Source organism: Streptomyces sp. NPDC059255, assembly GCF_042752355.1.
Lineage (GTDB): Bacteria > Actinomycetota > Actinomycetes > Streptomycetales > Streptomycetaceae > Streptomyces.
Map to the genome: position 1 here is coordinate 109,788 of NZ_JBHYZP010000012.1, position 17,563 is coordinate 127,350.

Annotated in this window: 11 protein-coding genes; 3 read left to right on the top strand and 8 right to left on the bottom strand. The window is 71.8% G+C overall.

What is annotated here, in order from left to right:
- Positions 1-3: 3 nt before the first annotated feature.
- Positions 4-1,425, top strand: a complete 1,422-nt coding sequence (locus tag ACFXKG_RS16835; protein WP_384838706.1) for an adenylosuccinate lyase family protein — start codon at positions 4-6, stop codon at positions 1,423-1,425.
- Positions 1,426-1,867: 442 nt separating this feature from the next.
- Here ACFXKG_RS16835 and ACFXKG_RS16840 read toward each other — a convergent pair whose 3' ends face one another.
- On the bottom strand, positions 1,868-2,440 hold the full coding sequence (locus ACFXKG_RS16840; protein WP_384838709.1) for a hypothetical protein: 573 nt from the start codon (positions 2,438-2,440) through the stop codon (positions 1,868-1,870).
- Positions 2,441-2,665: 225 nt separating this feature from the next.
- Here ACFXKG_RS16840 and ACFXKG_RS16845 point away from each other — a divergent pair, with 225 nt between their 5' ends.
- Entirely contained in the window at positions 2,666-4,084 is a 1,419-nt protein-coding gene (locus tag ACFXKG_RS16845) for a DHA2 family efflux MFS transporter permease subunit (RefSeq protein ID WP_384838712.1), read from the top strand.
- 105 nt (positions 4,085-4,189) lie between these two features.
- Positions 4,190-5,161 carry an acyl-ACP desaturase gene (locus ACFXKG_RS16850; RefSeq protein ID WP_384838715.1) on the top strand — a complete coding sequence of 324 codons (972 nt, stop codon included), beginning with the start codon at positions 4,190-4,192 and terminating at the stop codon, positions 5,159-5,161.
- 191 nt (positions 5,162-5,352) lie between these two features.
- Here ACFXKG_RS16850 and ACFXKG_RS16855 read toward each other — a convergent pair whose 3' ends face one another.
- From ACFXKG_RS16855 to ACFXKG_RS16885, 7 genes are all read right to left on the bottom strand, one after another.
- The gene (locus ACFXKG_RS16855) at positions 5,353-5,649 is read right to left on the bottom strand and encodes a heavy-metal-associated domain-containing protein (protein ID WP_384838718.1); all 297 of its coding nucleotides are present in this window, start codon (positions 5,647-5,649) and stop codon (positions 5,353-5,355) included.
- A 145-nt stretch (positions 5,650-5,794) separates the two neighbouring features.
- Positions 5,795-6,412 carry a flavin reductase family protein gene (locus tag ACFXKG_RS16860; RefSeq protein WP_384838721.1) on the bottom strand — a complete coding sequence of 206 codons (618 nt, stop codon included), beginning with the start codon at positions 6,410-6,412 and terminating at the stop codon, positions 5,795-5,797.
- Between the two features lie 104 nt (positions 6,413-6,516).
- Positions 6,517-7,536 carry a methyltransferase gene (locus tag ACFXKG_RS16865; protein WP_384838724.1) on the bottom strand — a complete coding sequence of 340 codons (1,020 nt, stop codon included), beginning with the start codon at positions 7,534-7,536 and terminating at the stop codon, positions 6,517-6,519.
- Positions 7,533-11,816, bottom strand: a complete 4,284-nt coding sequence (locus tag ACFXKG_RS16870; RefSeq protein ID WP_384838727.1) for a type I polyketide synthase — start codon at positions 11,814-11,816, stop codon at positions 7,533-7,535. The genes ACFXKG_RS16865 and ACFXKG_RS16870 overlap by 4 nt, the downstream gene beginning before the upstream one ends.
- Complete coding sequence (locus tag ACFXKG_RS16875) at positions 11,813-15,274, bottom strand: amino acid adenylation domain-containing protein (protein ID WP_384838730.1); 3,462 nt, start codon at positions 15,272-15,274, stop codon at positions 11,813-11,815. Before ACFXKG_RS16875 ends, ACFXKG_RS16870 begins: the two co-directional genes overlap by 4 nt.
- Positions 15,267-15,932 (bottom strand): YqcI/YcgG family protein, encoded by a 666-nt coding sequence (locus ACFXKG_RS16880; RefSeq protein ID WP_384838733.1) that lies wholly within the window; start codon positions 15,930-15,932, stop codon positions 15,267-15,269. Before ACFXKG_RS16880 ends, ACFXKG_RS16875 begins: the two co-directional genes overlap by 8 nt.
- Before the next feature lie 161 nt (positions 15,933-16,093).
- Positions 16,094-17,506, bottom strand: coding sequence for a hypothetical protein (locus ACFXKG_RS16885; RefSeq protein ID WP_384838736.1), 1,413 nt, complete (start codon positions 17,504-17,506; stop codon positions 16,094-16,096).
- Positions 17,507-17,563 lie beyond the last annotated feature (57 nt).

The following is a 17,563-nucleotide window of genomic DNA, read 5'->3' on the forward strand; positions in this document are numbered from 1 at the left end:
CCGATGAGTTCACCTCCGGTCCCCGCGGCGGACCTCGACTCCGGGATCCTCAGCCCGGTACGGGCCGGCACCCCGGCCGAGGCGGCGACCTCCGACAGTGCCTGTCTCCAGGCGCTGCTGGACGCCGAGGCCGCGCTGGTCAGGGCCCAGGCGGAGCTGGGCGTGGTGCCCGCCTCGGCCGCCCGTACGATCACCGCGGCGGCGGTGGCGGAGCGGCTGGACCTGGTGGCGGTCGCGCGCGCCGGACGGGGTGCGGCCAATCCGGTGGTGGGGATGGTCCAGGCGTTCACGGCCGTGGTCGCCGCCGACGATCCGGCCGCCGCCGACTACGTCCACCGGGGCTCGACCAGCCAGGACATCCTGGACACCGCGCTGATGCTGGTGGCCAGGCGGACGCTGGAGATCCTGGTCGGGGACCTCGACGCGCTCGCGGCGGCGCTGCGGCTGCTCACCGACCGGCACCGGGACACGCTCATGGCCGGGCGCACCCTGGGGCTGCACGCCGTACCCACCACCTTCGGGCTGAAGGCGGCCGGCTGGCTGCTGTCGGTGGACGGCTGCGCGGCCCGGCTGCGCGGGCTGCTCGACGGTGGGCTGCCCGCGCAACTGGGCGGGGCGGCGGGGACGTTGGCGGGGTACCTCGAATACGCGCAACGGGACGCGGGCGAGGGCGAGGGCGCCGATCCGCAGCGGTACGCGGCGCGTCTGATGCGGCGGTTCGCGGCGGAGGTGGGGCTCGCGGAACCGGTGGCGCCCTGGCACAGCACCCGGGCGCCGGTCGCTGCCCTGGCCTCCGAACTCGCCCTGACCACAGGCGTGCTGGGCAAGATCGCGGTGGATGTGCAGTTGCTCTCCCGTACGGAGACGGCGGAGGTGGCCGAGCCCGCCGCCACCGGCCGCGGTGTGTCCTCGGCGATGCCGCACAAGCGCAATCCGGCGCTGGCGACGCTGATCAGGTCGGCGGCCCTGCAGCTCCCCGCGTACGCGAGCGTGCTGATGGGGGCGTTGCTCTCGGAGGACGAACGGTCGGCGGGAGCGTGGCACGCGGAGTGGCAGCCGCTGCGGGAGTGTCTGCGGCTGACGGGCGGCGCCGCGCACTCGGCGCGTGAACTGGTCGAGGGGCTGGAGGTGTTCCCGGAACGGATGGGGACCAATATCACCCTCACCGGGGGGATGATCGCCTCCGAGCGGTTGGCGGCCGTGCTGGCGCCGGCGCTCGGCAAGGCCGCGGCGAAGGAGCTGATGAGCCGGGTCTCGGCGCGGGCCGCCGCCACCCACCGGCCGTTGGCCGATGTCGTGGCCGAGACACCGGAACTGGCCGGTCACTTCTCGCCCGGAGAGCTGGCCGAACTCCTCGACCCGGCCCGCTACACGGGCGCGGCGCCCATGCTGGTGGAGCGGGTCCTGAAGGGCGGCGGTATCTGACGGACCCCCCGGACGGCCGGGAACACACGCCGTCCGGGCACCAGGGGCGGGGCCCGGAGAGATGACCGGTCGGTGATCTCTCCGGGCCCCGCCCCGCGGTGCGTCCCGGCGCGCGTCCGGTGTTTCAGCGGGCGGGTGTCGGATCCGGCCCGCACGCCCGGTGTTTCCAGCGCCCGCGGTGTGTGTCCGGCCCGCGCGCCCCGTGTTTCCGGCGCACGCGGTGTGTGTTCGGCCCGCGCGCCCGGTGTGTCCGGCGCGCGCCCGTCGAGCCCGGCGCGCACGGTGTTTCCGGCGCGCCCGCCCAGTGTCGGGGCGCGCCTGTCGCATCCGGCCCGCCCAGTGTGTCCGGGGCACGCCTGTTGCCCCCGGCCCGTCCGTACGGTGTTTCCGGCGCGCCCAACCCAGTGTGTCCGGGGCGCGCCGTTGGCGTCCGGCCCGCCGGTCAGTCCGCGCGGGCCTTCGCGTCCTCGCTCACGGCACCGCCGTCCTCACCGTCCCGCAGGATCCGCGCCTTGAACCGGCAGACGGAGCCCGTGGTGCGCTGGCACTCGACACAGCTGTCGCGCACCGGGACCCGCAGCCCCTCGAACCATCCGGCCCGCAGTTCGAGGCAGGGGCACTCGTACCCCTCCAACGTCCCGGCGGCCCGCAGCATGAGCAGCGGGAAGCTCTTGCCGACGACGGTCTCCCACTCGTCGTCGTCCAGCACCTGCTGGGCGACCTCCGAGCGGCCGTTCGACCCCATCAGCGCCAGCAGGTCTGCCACCTGCGCGGCCAGTTCGGCGGCCGACGGTTCCTCCTTCGAAGGGCGCGACCGGCTGTACCAGGAGGCGACCCGGCGGCCCACGAACCGGACGGCCTCGGCGTTGATCTCGTTCGCCGCCTCCTGCCCGAAGCGGTTCAGCACGCCCTGGTACCAGCGCGCGTCGTGCAGCCACCAGAACTGCTGGATCTCAGCACCGGTCGGCTCGACGGCCTCGTACGCCGGGGCGCCGGCGTCAGGAATGGCTTCCACGGTCAACGGGCTCCTCGCGATCGGATGAATAAAACTAAACGCACGGTCGTTTATATAACATCTCCGAGTCCACCGAAACCCGTCCGGAATACCTCCCTTGCGCCCCTTGCGCTCACCAGGCGCGCGGTGTTTCATGGGGCGGGCATAAACATGCACGATCGTTCGTCCATCCAGCGCGGCGCACCTCACCGGCCGCCGCGGTCCCCACACGGAAGGAATCCACGGATGACGGCCACCCCATCCCCGTCGCCCGTCGACGAGGCGGCGGGCGCTCCGCCCGGCGACACGGCGGGCAAGGCCGCACGGCTCGCCCTGGTGGCCGCGTCCGGTGCCGCCTTCCTCTCGATCCTCGACACCACGATCGTCAACATCGCCTTCGCGGATCTGCAGGAGAGCTTCCCGGACGCGTCGTTGCCCAACCTGACCTGGGTCATCACCGGGTACGCCGTGGTCTTCGCCGCGCTGCTCGCGGTGGCCGGCCGGATCGCGGACGTCATCGGGCAGCGGCGGCTGTTCCTCTGGTCCACCTCCCTGTTCGTCCTCGCCTCCGTGGTGAGCGGACTCGCGCCCAACCTGAACACACTGATCGCCGCCCGTGCCCTGCAGGGCGTCGCCGCCGCCGGGATGACACCGTCGGCCCTCGGGCTGGTGCTGACACACACCCCGCCCGCACGGCGGGCCGTCGCGGTGGGCGTGTGGGGCGCGATCGGCAGCATGGCCGCGGCCGTGGGTCCCAGCCTCGGTGGACTGCTCGTCGACGTGTGGGGCTGGCGCAGTGTGTTCCTGATCAACCTGCCCATCGGGCTCGCCATCGTCCTGGTCGGTGCCCTCGGCCTGGCCACCGACCCTCCGAGCGGACGCACCCTGCCCGACCCGGTGGGTACGGTGTGCCTCGGCCTCGGTCTGGGCGGCGTCGTCTTCGGTGTGACCCAGGGCAGCGACTGGGGCTGGGGCAGCGGGTCGGTACTCGGTCTGCTGATCGGTGGCGCCGTGCTGAGCGCCGTGGCCCTGCTGCTCTCCCTGCGGCACCCCTCGCCCGCGGTCGAGTGGCAGCTCTGGCGCAGCCGGCCCTTCGCGGCGACCAATGTGACCGTGCTGTTCTTCGGCGCCGCGATGTACGCGTATCTGCTCAGCACCCTGCTGTTCCTCAACGCCGTCTGGGGCTACTCGGAGCTGAAGGCCGGACTCGCGGTCTCGCCCGGCGCCTTCAGCGCGGCGGCGGGCGCCGTGGTCGTCGGGCGACGCGTCGGGCCGGCCAGGCAGTGGGCGGCCGCGCTGGCCGGCGCCGTACTGTTCGCCGGATCCTGCGCGGCGATGTTCTTCCTGCTCGACAGCGAGCGCCACTACCTCTCGCTGTGGCTGCCGATCGGCATCGTCGCGGGCGCGGGCATCGGCATGGCGCTCACCGGAATCTCCAACGCGGCGGCGGCCTCCCTGCCGGAGGACCGCTTCGCCTCCGGTACGGGGCTGCTGATGACGGCCCGTCAGGTCGGCGGGGCGTTCGGCATCGCCGCGCTCGCCGCGATCCTGGCCCGGCACAGCGTGCTGGCGGACACCGGCTACCTCCAGGTCTTCCTGGCCTGCGCGGCGGGCTCCGCGGTCGCCGCCGTGGCGGCGGTGGGCATCCGCGGCCGCGCCGCCTGAACAGCCTTCCGGCGTCCCCCGCCCCGCACAGGGACGGCGAGCGGGGGACGCGGAAACAGACAGATCCGACACGCAAGTGAAAGAACATGAAGGGTAGCGAGACCTGTGCCTCCACGCCTGTCCGACCGATCCGCCGAGCGCGCCGAATCGGCACTGCTGTACGAGCTCCAGCCCGTGGTGGAGGCCAACCTCCACCGGCATCTCGCGGTGGCCAAGGAGTGGTTCCCGCACGAGTACGTGCCGTGGAGCCGGGCGCGCGACTTCGAGGGCCCGATGGGGGGCGAGGCCTGGACCGAGGAGGAGGCGACGCTCCCCGAGGTGGCCCGTACCTCCCTCATCGTCAACCTGCTGACCGAGGACAACCTGCCCGGCTACCACTTCGCCATCGCGCAGTTCGGCAAGGACGGCGCCTGGGGCACCTGGGTCAACCGCTGGACCGCCGAGGAGGCCCGCCACGGCATCGCGCTGCGCGACTACCTCCTCGCCACCAGGGCGGTCGACCCGCGCGCCCTCGAACGGGCCAGGATGGTCCACATGTCGGCCGGGTACGACCGGCCCGACGGCTTCAGCGCGCTCCACGCCATCACCTACGCGGCGTTCCAGGAACTGGCCACCCGGATCTCGCACCGCAACACGGGCCGGGTCAGCACCGATCCGGTGTGCGACACGCTGCTGGCCCGGATCGCCGCCGACGAGAACCTGCACATGGTCTTCTACCGCTCTCTCGTCGACGCCGCGTTCGAACTGGCCCCCGACACCACGATGCGCGCCGTCGCCGATGTCGTCACCGGCTTCGAGATGCCCGGCTCCACCATCAAGGACTTCGGCCGGAAGTCCGCGCAGATCGCCCTCGCGGGCATCTACGACCTGCGGCTCCACCACGACAGTGTGCTGATGCCGATCCTGCGCACCCTGCGGGTCTTCGAACGCGAGGGGTTCGGCCCCGAGGGCGAGGCCGCCCGCGAGGAACTCGCCGCCTTCACCGGCCGGTTGGACACCAAGGCGACGGCCTTCACGGACCGGCGCGCCGCCATCAGGGCCGCACGCGCCAAGCAGGCGGCCGCGGTGGCCGGCTGAGCGGCCCCGACGCGGCCGCCTCGACCCGGTCACGTCGACCCGGTCACGTCGACCCGGTCACGTCGAGCCCACCGCCGCGCGGCCGGACTCCGCCTCCCGTCCGGCCGCGCGGCACACCGGCCGGGGCGGTTCGGCCGAGCCCGCGCGGCCGTCAGGGGCGCCAACCACACCGGTCCTGAAGGCTGTTGATGTCACACGCGGCCGGCGTACTCGTAACCGGCCTCGTCGAGCGCCTTGGCGATCCGGTCGTCCTCGACCACGCCACCGGTGGTGACGGTGACCAGGCCGGTGCCGATCTCGGTCTCGACCGAGAGCACTCCGTCGACCCCGGCGATCGCCTGGGTGACCACACCCTGGCAGTGGGCGCTGCCCACCCCGTTGACCTGGTGGACAACGGTCCGGCTCTCCGGGACAGCCGTGGCGGCCGGGGTCTTTGCCGCCGAACCGGTGTGGCAGCTTCCCTCGGGTGTACAGCACGACGACGACATGGGTTTCCTCCTGGATGGATCCATACCCCTTAGGGGTATCTCTGGGTCGCCTCCATGTATACCCCCATGCCGTATTTCCTCACAAGGGCGGACCGCCCCCTGATTCCCGTGGACCGCTGCGGACGCGGGCGGTCCTGAGGACCCGTCAGCCGACGACGTCGTGGAACGGCTGGGCGGTCTCCCCCGCGTGCGGCCAGGCGGAGAACCGGCGCAGCCCGTAGAGCAGGGGCGGCTGCCGCGGGACCGTGCGCACCGCCGTGACCTCGCCCAGGACCACGGCATGGTCGCCGACGACCTGTTCGCCGACGACGGAGCAGTCCGCGACGGCGCGGGCGTCCTCGGTCAGATGCGGTCCCGCGGTGCCGGCGCCGCCCCGCCAGTGGACGCGGTCGAACCGGTCGGGCGCGCCGGACGCGAACAGTTCGGCGGTCCGGCGGCCCTGCGCGTGCAGCAGGTTGACGGCGAAGGACCCGCTGCTCCGTACCGCCTTGAGGGTGTGACTCGCGGTTCCCAGACACACCAGCACGACGGGTGGGTCCAGGGAGACACCGCACAGGGAGGTGCAGGTCATCCCCCACGGTGAGCCGTCCTCGGCGTACGCGGTGATCACACCGACCCCGCTGGGGAAGCTCGCCATGAGCGGCCGGATGTCCGCGCCGTGATCACGCGCCGGGCAGGTGTTCTCCGGGGGCCGGACGGGCGGGGAAGGAACGGGCGCGGACAGGACGGACGGAGAACGGGCGGGCACGGGCTCCTGGCTCACGGCGAGTGACCTCCTGACGTCGGCGGGCCGGTGTACGGGCGGGCGCGGGAAGCGTCGGGCGCCGCCCGGGCGGCGGGGGCCCGCGCCGCCGCCCGGGTCTCACCTCACGACAGCCGCGCCCGCAGCACCGACTCGCTGTCGGGGAAGTTCGACCAGCCGGTCACCTCCAGATCCACCTGCGCGAACAGGTCCTGGTACTCCTCGTACGACCGGAGACGGGCTCCCAGCAGGGCGAACATGTACAGGTCGAGCTGCTGGGGGTAGTGCGTGCGGTCGTTCTCGCTCGGCATCTGTCCCACCACGACCAACTGGCTGTCCGCGCGCATCGCGGTGCGCACCGTCCGCAGGATGCGCAGCGAGTCCTCGTCGTTCCAGTTCCCGATCACCCGGGAGAGCAGGTAGACGTCCGCGTCCCCGGGTATCGGGTCGAAGAAGCTGCCCGGCACCAGCGTGACCCGGTCCGCCACGCCGGCGGCGGCGAACGTCTTGCGCGCGTTGCCCACGACGTGCGGCAGGTCGACCAGGGTCCCCCGCAGGGTCGGGTACCGCTTGAGCACGGCCGCCAGCATGGTGCCGCGACCGCCGCCGACATCCACGACATGGCGGACCCCGGAGAAGTCGAATCCGGCCAGCAGATTGTCCACGGCGGCGGAGGACTGCATCGCCTTGTCGAACAGGGTCGCGAACTCCTGGTGCGACGCCATGTACTCGAAGAAGGACGAGCCGTGGGAGACGGCGAAGCTCGGCCCGCCCGTACGGGCCGTGTGGAGGGAGTCCGACCAGGTGCGGCTGAACTCGTCCCGGCAGGTCAGGGAGCACATGGCCTTGATGCTGTGCGGGTCGTCGGCGCGCAGCACCTGGCCCAGCTCGGTCAGTTCGAAGCTCCTGCGGGACGGTTCGGCCAGCACGCCCGCCGCGCAGGCCGCCCGCAGGAACGGCAGCAGGCCCTCGGGGTCGGCGTTCACCTCCTTGGCGAGTTCCACGTGCGAACGCGCGGTCTCCAGGACATCGGGTACGCCCAGATCGCACAGGACCGAGATGGCGTGCGACAGCAGGCCCGCGGTCATCAGCTCCCGGACGCGCAGTACGGCCGGAACGGGCTCGACGGGAATCTGCGAGGTCACTGTGTTCTCTCCTTCAGCACGGTGGCTATCCCGGAAACAGTCAGACGGTCGTTGATGTACAGCTGCCGGATGGACATGTTGACGGCGAACTGTTCGCGCAGTTCGGCGATGACGCGCATGAGCAGCAGGGACTCACCGCCGAGTTCGAAGAAGTTGTCGTCCACTCCGATGTCGTCGAGGCCCAGTGCCGTGCGCCAGATCTCGGCCACGCGCCGTTCCACGTCGTTGCGCGGCTTCGCGTACCGGGTGCCGAGCGGCGGCCGGGCCCGCCCGTTGTCCCGGGACGGAAGCCTCCGGTCGTCCGCCTCCGGTGGTACGGGGGCGGTGGCACCGGTGTCGGGAGCGCGCCCCTCCGCCGTCGTGCCGGGGACGGTGACCGTGACGGTGAGGACGGGGTGTCCGCCGGTGCCCAGCGCGGCCGCCAGGGCCGCGGCACCCCGGCGGACAGCGGCCTCGGCCGGGTCGCCGACCGCTTCCTCGGCCCCCGCGGGCCGGTGCCGCCAGCGCACCAGCCGCCAGGGCAGCCCCTCGGCCGCCGCCGCCTCCACACACGCCTCGGCGAAGGCACTCAGCAGGGCGCGCTCGACCGACGGCCGGTCCTCCGGTGGATCGATGAACACGACGGCGCTGAACGGCTCGTCGGCGCGCCGCTGCCACAGCCCGGTCAGCCACGCCAGGGTGGCCGACACGTCGGAGCCCGCCACGGGGCCGAGCGAGCGGAGCAGACCGGGGCGGTCGCCGTCGGAGGCGACGACCGACTCGCTGACGGTGACCGCGCCGTCGAAGGCGGCGGACAGGTAGGACGCGTAGGGCAGCGCGGGCATCCGCAGCCCGCCGGGGACGACCCAGGCGCGCGGCAGCGACGCCAGGCCGGCCGGTGTCTCCATCACCTCCGCGGTGCCGGCGACCCATCGGCGCCCGCCCCGGTAGGCCACCGTCGCGGGGGGCCCGGCGGCCCGCAGTTCGCCGAGGAGCAGCGGCCACAGGGCCTCGTCGGTGTCGGGGGAGAACGGGGCGTCGAGATCGACGGCGGTGGCGACGGCCCGGGCGCCTTCCGCCCGCCAGTGGCCGACCAGGCCGTGGACCAGCCGGTGTTCCGGCGAGGAGTGCGGCCCCGTCAGGGCGAAGGCGCCGTGACCGACCACGACGACCCTCGGCGGCCGCACTCCTTCGCCGAGTCCGGTGAGCAGGGCGTCGATGAACCGCCCCGACTCGGTGACCTGCCGCAGCGGTCCTGGCTCTGCTCCCGCCGAGCCGAGGTCGAGCACCTGGACCACGGCGTCGTCGGCTCCGCCGGGCCACAGGCGTTCGCGGAGCGCGCGCACCTCGTCCGCGGCCGCCGGGTCGAGATGGTACGAGCCGGTCCCCGAGGTGCCGAATCCGTCCGCGAAACGGATCGTCACGCACCGTGCGCCGTCCCCGCCGAGGAGCCCGGCGGGCGGGTCCGGGAGCTCCGAGCGTCCCAGGACGACGAGGACGGTGTCCGAGGCCGTCCCGGGCTCCGCGCCGACCGGCGGCCGGGGCAGCCCGGAACCGCTCCAGACGCGCGAGGTGAGCGACACCTCGCCGGCCCGCTCCGGCGGGGGCGGCGCCGACCGGTCCATCCGCTCCACCCAGAAGCGGCGGCGCTGGAACGGATACCCGGGCAGCGGTACGGTCCGTCCGGGGCGGCCTTCCCGTACCGCCTCCCAGTCGACCTCCACGCCGTGCGTCCACAGCTGCGCCACCGCGTTGAGCAGCACCCGGTCGTCGGACTCCTCGGCGTAGGCGTGCCGGATGCCGGTGGCGGTGACCACGGTGTCCCCGAGTGTGTACTGGGCCAGTTTGGCCAGTCCCCCGCTGGGCCCCGCTTCGAGCAGGACCGGCGGACGGTCCGTCGGCAGTGCCTCCAGGCAGGCCCGGAACCGTACGGTGCCCCGGGTGTGCCGGACCCAGTACTCGGGGTCGCGGGCCTGTTCGGGGGTGAGCGGCTCACCGGTGAGGCCGGACAGGACCGGGAGGGTCGGCTCGCGCAGCGTCACCCGGCTCACCAGCTCACGGAATTCGTCCAGTACCGGGTCGAGCGCCTCGGAGTGGGCAGCGCCGGGGATGCGCAGGCGGTGCTGGTCGATGCCCTTCTCCGTGAGGTTCTTCTCCAGTTCGAGAATGGCCGCGGGGACACCGGAGACCGTGCACATGCCGGGGGCGTTGACAGCCGCCAGGGAGGTGCCCGGGAGGAGGTGGCCGACGATGTCCGCCTCGTCCAGCAGGACACTGAGCGTCATCCCGCCGGCCTCACGCATCAGCCGCTCCCGTTCCATGACGAGCGGGAGGGCCTCCTCCAGATCCATCACCCCGGCGACGCAGGCGGCGGTGTATTCGCCGAGGCTGTGTCCGATCATGACCGAAGGGCGGATTCCCCAGGAGGCGAGCAGGGCCGTCAGGGACCACTCGGTGGCGACGATCGCCGCGTACCGGCCCCGGGGCACATCGATGTTCTCCCTGCTGGGAGCCGTGTCGCCCGGAGGGTAGAGCGCCTCGAACAGGTCCAGCCCGCAGGCCGATTCGAGGATCCGCGCACAGCGGTCCATCTCGCGCCGGTAGACCGGGTGGATCCGGTGGAGCCGCTGTCCCATGCGCTGGTACTGGGAGCCGCCGCCGGGATACATGAAGACGACGTCGCGCGGGGCTCCGCCGGCCTCGCCGTAGGCGCCGGCCGCGCCGTCCTGGAGGGCCTCGGCGAGTTCGGCGGTGCCGCTCGCGACGAGTGCCCGCCGGGCCCGCAGGGGGCGGCGGCCCCGCTGCAGGGTGTGCGCCACGTCGGCGACATCGGTGCCGGGGTCCTGGGAGATCCGGTCGCGGAGCTGTTCGCCGAGGTCGGTGAGGGCACCGGGGGTGGCCGCCGAGAGCAGGACCACTTCGGGCCGGCGCTGCGGCTCGGGCGGGGTACGCGGCGGTGCCTCGGCGAGCACCACGTGCGCGTTGGTCCCGCCGACGCCGAACGAACTCACGCCCGCGAGCCGGGGGGTGGCGGTCCGCGGCCAGGCGCGCGCCGTGCCGGCGACCACGAACGGAGAGGCCTCGAAGTCGATCAGTTCGTTCGGTCCGGCGTAGTGGAGCGTCGCCGGGATCATCTCGTTCTCCAGCGCCAGTACGGTTTTGATCAGACCGGCGATCCCGGCCGCGGCGTCGAGGTGCCCGAGGTTGGACTTGACCGATCCGAGTGCGCAGAAACCGGTCCGGTCCGTGCTCGACGCGAACGCCTTCGTCAGCGCGCTCACCTCGATCGGGTCGCCCACCGGGGTGGCGGTGCCGTGGCCCTCGACGTAGCTGATGGCATCCGCGCTCACCCCGGCCATCGCCTGGGCCGCCACGATGACGTCCCGCTGGCCCTGCACGCTGGGCGCGGTGAAGCCGATCTTCCTGGCTCCGTCGTTGTTGACCGCCGATCCCTTGATGACGGCGCGGATGTGATCGCCGTCGGCGACGGCGTCGGCCAGGCGCTTCAACAGGATGACGCCGACCCCGTCGCCGGGAGACATGCCGGCCGAGTCGGAGGAGTAGGGACGGCAGTGCCCGTCCGGGGAGAAGGGGCCGTCCGGTACGTACTGGTAGCCGAGTCCCGCGGCGGGGTTGACGGTCGAGCCGCCCGCCAGGGCCAGGTCGCACTGGTGGTTCAGCAGGTCCTGGCAGGCGAGGTGCACCGCGACCAGGGAGGTGGAGCAGGCGGTCTGCACGGCCACGCTCGGACCGGTCAGGTTGAGCAGATACGAGACACGCGTGGCGAGCGCGCTGGTGGCGTTGGCCACCGAACCGATGAAACCGTCGACGGACCCCGGCCGGACGGCGAGCGCCGGATAGACGTGGTCGAGGTAGTACTGGCTGGTGGAGGCTCCGGCGTAGACGCCGACCGTGCCCTCCTGGCCGCCGGGTACGTACCCGGCCTGTTCCAGCAGGTGGTAGGCGCATTCGATGAAGATCCGGTGCTGCGGGTCGAGCAGTTCGGCCTCGGCGGGCTGGATGCCGAAGAACTCGGCGTCGAAGAGGTCCGCGCCCTCCAGCGTGCAGGCGACCCTGACGTGGTTCGGGTCGCTCAGCTTGCCCGGGGCGCCCCCGGCGGCGAGGAAGTCGCTGTCGGCGACCGGGCGGATGGCGTCCCGCCCGCTGCTCAGCAGCGACCAGAAGTCCCGCAGCGTGGGGGCGTCCGGGAACCGTCCCTCCATGGCGATCACCGCGATGTCGCAGTCGCCTTCGCCGGTGTCCGGGCCGATGCCGGTGTCCGGGCCGATGTCGGCGCTCATGTCGTCTCCCTCGCGTTGTCCGCTCGGCCGCGTCCGGCCCGGATGCGTCGCTGCCGGGCGGCACGGTCCCGGACGCGTCTCAGCTCCCGTGCCTCCTCGTCGCCGGCGGCCGGGCCCCGCTCCAGGAAGCGGGCCACCGACGCGACGGTGGGGTTCTCGAACAGGGCGACGACGGAGACGTCGTACCCCAGCGTGCGGTGGATCTCGTTCTGCACCTTCACGACCAGGAGGGAGTGCCCGCCCAGATCGAAGAAGTTCTCCTCGGCGCCCACCTGTGCGAGGCCGAGGGTGCGGGCCCAGATCTCGGCGATCGACCGCTGGAGTGCGCCCGTCGGCGGCGCCACGGCCGCGGTTTCGCGTGGTGCCTCGGGGATCGGGGTGGATGCCAGGGCCGTCCGGTCGAGCTTGCCCGAACTGCGCAGGGGGAGCTCGTCCAGGAGGACGACGGTGGACGGAACCATGGCGGACGGGAGGCGCTCGCCCAGCCAGGTCCGCAGCGCGTCCGGGGTGACCGCGGTCTCCCGCGCGGCGACGAAGGCCACGAGCCGGGCGCCCCTGGGGCCCTCGTTCCGGATGAGGACGGCGGCCTGCCGGACCTCGGGGTGGGCGGTGAGCTTGGCCTCGATCTCCTCCAGTTCGACGCGCCTGCCGTTGATCTTGACCTGGTTGTCCGTCCTGCCGATGAACTCGATCTGCCCGTCCGCGCGGTAGCGGGCGAGATCGCCGGTCCGGTAGAGCCGCTCGCCGGTCCGGAACGGGTCGCGCACGAAGAGTTCCGTGGTCCGTTCCGGGTCGTTGAGGTATCCCCGGGCCAGGGGCAGCCCACCGATGTGGATCTCCCCGGCGACCCCGGCCGGAACCGGGTTCCCGTGGCGGTCCAGCAGATGGATCCGGGTGTTCGGGTTGGGCCTGCCGATGGTGATGTCCCGGACGTGGTCGGCGCTCTCGTAGACCCGGCAGGTGACCCCGACGGTCGCCTCGGCGGGCCCGTAACCGTGGTACATGCGGGCGTCGGACCGCTGCCGGAACCGGGTGTAGAGGTCGGCGGTGAGCACCTCGCCACCGCACCAGACATGGCGGAGGCGGCGCAGCGCGGGTTCCGCGTCGCTGCGTTCGACCATCAGATCGAGCATGGAGGAGACCAGGTAGACGAAGGTCACCCCGTGTTCGGCGATCACCGAGAGGAGGTACGAGACGTCTCCCTCCCCGCCCGGTCTGGCGAGGACGAGACGGGCGCCGCTGGTCAGGGGCAGGAAGATCTCGTTGATGGAGATGTCGAAGCTGAGCGGGGCCTTGTGCAGCACGGCGTCCGACGGGGAGAACTTCAGCAGATCGGCCTGCCAGGGAAGGCGGTTGACGATCCCCTGGTGGGTGATCATCGCGCCCTTGGGCACACCGGTGGAACCGGAGGTGTAGATGACGTACGCGACGTCGTCGAGCGCGGTCCCGACCGCGACCGTTTCTCGGCTGTGGCCCGCGATGGTGGCGGCGTCGGCGGTCAGGTCCACGTGCGCGGTCCGCGGGGAGACGGCCGCCAGATCACCGCGGGTCAGCATCGTCGCGGTGGTGACGCAGGCGGCGAGGCCGGCCGCCGAGACCAGTTCGCCGGTGCGCAGCGCGGGCCAGGCCGGGTCCAGCGGGACGAAGGCGGCTCCCGCCTTGAGGACCGCCAGCATGGCGACGACGAGTTCCGCCGACCGCTCCAGCAGCACTCCGACGTAGTCGCCACCGCGGACCCCGTCCGCGATCAGCTGCCGGGCGAGCTGGTTGGCCCGGCCGTCCAGTTCGCGGTAGTCGAGCCGTCGGTCCCCGTCGACGAGCGCGCAGGCGTCCGGCCGCAGCCGCACCTGCTCGGCGAAGAGTCCGGGGAGCGTGGTCCTGGGCACGTACTCCGGCCGGTCGGTCGCGTTCCACTCGTGGACGACGCGTGCGTACTCGTGGGCGGGCATCAGCGGCAGTTCGCCGAGGCGCCGCTCGGGGGCGGTGGCCACCGCGTCCATCAGGGTGGCCACATGGCCCAGCAGCCGGTCGAGGCTCTCGGCGCCGAAGAGCCGGTCGGATCCCGTCGCGGTCACCGTGAGCCCGTCGGGGCCGGACACCACCTCGACCGCGAGGTCGAAGCGCGTACTGCCGTTGAACACCGGGTATTCCCGCCACCGCTGGCCCGGGAAGACCACATCGGACGGCAGGGTCTGTCCCCGCTGGGTGAACATCACGTTGAACAGACCGGCCCCGTCGCGCCGCCGTGGTGGCCGGCCGGCCTCCACCACCTGGTCGAAGGGGACTTCCTGCTGTCCGAAGGCGTCGAGGCACACCGTGCGGACCTCGGCCAGCAGGTCGACGAAGCGGGGGTTCCCGCGGGCGGGGATCCGCAGCATGACGGTGTTGCCGAAGTTGCCGATCAGCGGTTCGAGTTCGGGCCGTGAGCGGTTCACGGTGACCGTGCCGACCGCGATGTCCTCAGCTCCGGAGTACCGGCCGAGGACGGCGGTCACACAGGCCAGTGCCGTCATGAACAGGGAGGTGCCGGAGTCCTTCGCGAGTGCGGTGATCCCCGCGCTGGTCCGCGGGGACAGCGGTACCCTCCGCCGTACGCCCTCCCCGTGCGGACCGTCCGCCGCGGCCTCGCCCGCGTCCGGCAGGGGGACCGGCGGCGGCCAGGGGGTGAGGGTGCGCCGCCAGTACTCCAGCGAGTCCCCGAAGTACCCGGACGACGCCCGTTCCTGCTCCCGGCGGGCGAACTGCGCGTACCGCACCCGAGGTGCCGGGCTCGGTGCGGGAGGCCCGGGGGTGTCCGCGCGGTAGTGGGCGGACACCGCGTGGAAGAGCGGAGCCCAGCTCAGATCGTCGACGGCGATGTGATGGACGACGAGGACCAGCACATGCTCGTCGGGGGCCGAGGAAATGAGCAGCAGCCGCAGGGGGCAGTCGACGGCCAGGTCGAACGTCTCCCGGCCGAACCGCGACGCCAGCCGGTCGACCTCGTCCCAGAGGATGTCGCCGCCGGCGCCCCGGCAGTCGCCGTTCGGGATTCCCCCGCAGTCGGCGGTCTCCCAGGGCAACTCGACCGAGGGAAGGACGAGTTGCACGGGCATGCTGTCGGCGTCGGTGCGGTAGACGGTGCGCAGGATGTCCTGTTCCGCCACGACCGACTCGAAGGCCCGGCGGAGCCGGTGCGGGTCCAGGTCGCCGCTGATGACGAACCCGGCGCAGATGTTGTACGCGGCGCTCTTCGGATCACGCTGCTGCGCGAACCACATCCGCCGCTGGGCCGGGGAGAGCGGGTGGGGTCCGGGCCCGAGCGGCGGGAAGTCCTCCGCCGTGGCGGTACCGCTCGTGGGTCCGAAGCCCCGTGCTTCCAGTGCCCGGCGGATACGTTCCTGCCTGGCCGAGGCCGCGGCAGCGGCCGTGTCCGCCGGGCGGCGGGACCCGGCCCCGTCCCCGTTTTCCTCAGTCACCGCTTCCCTCACCTCGCGCCGCCGGGGCAGGGCCGGCCGTCTCCGGGCGGAAGGGACAGCGCCCGAGCTTCTCCGCGTTGTCGTCGAGGAGGAAGTACTGGCGCCACTCCCGGTTGTCCGGGTCGCCGTAACTCCCCAGCTCCGGTGAGGGTTCCTCGCTGTCGAAGGCGCGCAGACGCTTCCGGATCACCCGCCTGGCCGCCGCGCCCCGGGCGGTGTTGGAGTCCAGTTCCTCGAAGACCCAGCGCGGCTGAAAGGTGATCATGAATCCGGGATTCGACCGGCTCGCCCGCCTCTTGTGCGCGGGGGTGTTGCACACGACGAAGATCGGGGTGCCGGCGAAGCTGAACTCCCAGCGGCTGTCATCAGGGTTCTCGGGTATGCCGGCCGGCCAGGACCGGGGATCGTTCTCGTGCAGGAACCGCAGGACGTCCCAGAACTTCCCTTGGTAGTGCGCGACATCACCGGTCTCCCGGTCGGGGCGGAAGAGAATGATGAGGGAGGTCTCCCTGGCGATCGTCCGGTAGATCTCCAGGTACGACGCGATGATCCCGGGCAGCGCCGCCCAGCTGCGCTCGTCGTTCAGATCGTCGATGAAACCGAACCGCAGCGAGGCCTTCTTCGCCGCGGAGACCGCGAAGGTACAGGGGAATGGCATGGTGGAGGAGGTCAGTTTACCGATCAACTCCCTCGCGCTGAGAATTCCCCACTCGGGAAGATCACCTATCACCTGGGAGGTCAGACTCCCATCGGCTGGCAGAGTGTCCGCCGACAGCATACGAAAGCTCCATCTCTCGCCCGGAATTCGACTCGGAGGACTCAGAGGATTCTGGCGAGCAGGTCGTCAGGAATGATCGGCTGGTGGTATGTGCACTCCCCGGACAACACGGTGGATCCGTGGAGCCGGGAGACCGGAATCAGCAGCTTTTCGCCCTGATTGAGTTCGATCTTGTGTGTCACGTTGTTCCAGAAGTGCATCTGCCCGGACTCGATCATGACGAGCCGGTGTTCATCGTGGACATGCGTGGTGGAGGTCTCTTCGTTCGACTCCACGAAGGTGTCGAGATCGACTTCGATGTTCTCGTCCGTGAGGTACTTGTCGATCCTGGCGGCCCTGTCCTGGTACTCCTGGATGCTGTCCGCCCAGGTCACCTGGGCCTCCAGGTCGGCCTCCCAGAGTTCGGCGTAGCGCGCCGCGTCCGTGAACCCCCGGTGGAAGTCCTGTACGACCCGGTCCCCGTGGACGGCGGCCAACGGCGTGAGCAGACGCTCGACGAGTTCCCTGAGACCATCCTCCGCGACGGCGCCGACACCGTCGAAGTAACCGGTGTCAGCGGTCGGAGAAGTGGCGAAGACCTCTGCGAACCGGTCACGGGTGAGGCTTTCGTCCATCTTCTTGTGGACGAGAGCACCGAGGAAGGCGAACAGGTTCTCACGGTTCACCGCGAGATGGTGGAGGTGATTTCCGCGCGCCAGCGACGTGTTCAGGTACAGCTGCCAATAGGCCGCCGCGGACGTCTTCAGGCCGGCACCGGCGAGCAGTTTCCCGTAGGCCGCCGAGGAATTCACCCAGGAGCGGTACTCGTCGAGCAGGAACGGCCGCAGCGAGGTGGAGGCCAGCTCGTACTCACCGAGTGCGGCCCGGCCCACCGCCGTGTTCATGGCCGGGAGAAAGGCACTCAGCTGGAGCATCAGGAAGGTGCCGGCCTCCCGCTTTCCCGCGGTCTTCAGAACGGCGTCGAGCGCCCTGTTCGGCGCTGCCGCCCGCTGCTGGAAGGAACTGAGTACGTGGCCGGTCGCGGCGGCGACGGTCGGCCGTTCCAGCGGCGTGCGCCCCTCCTCCAGGAAGGTGAAGAGATGGTGCTCCAGGATCGGCTTCGCGAGGGCGCTCAGCACCCTGTTCTCCTGCGAGTAGAACGCTTCCTGGTCCGCCGTGACCGTCGGTTTCGGGGCGGGCGCGACGTAGAGGGCGTCGAGGTCGTACACATTGCGCAGCATGCGGTGGCCGAGGAGGCCGCTCAGCTTCAGGGCGTCGGCCGCCGGCATGGCGCCGGAGTAGTCGAGCCAGGCCAGGTCGTCGGGGCGGACCGGCCGTCGGTAGGGGTTGTCCTCGGTCGTCAGCTCGGCCCATTCGGCGGCCCGGAAGGCCCGGTTGGCCGCGAACGCCTTCACGACGGCGTTGGGATCGTCCCCGGGGAACGAGGGGACGACGGATCGGCTCGGAGAAGTCACCTGGACATGTCCTTCCAGTCGGGAGGGGGAGTGAAAGCCGGGCTCACCGCTCGGGGG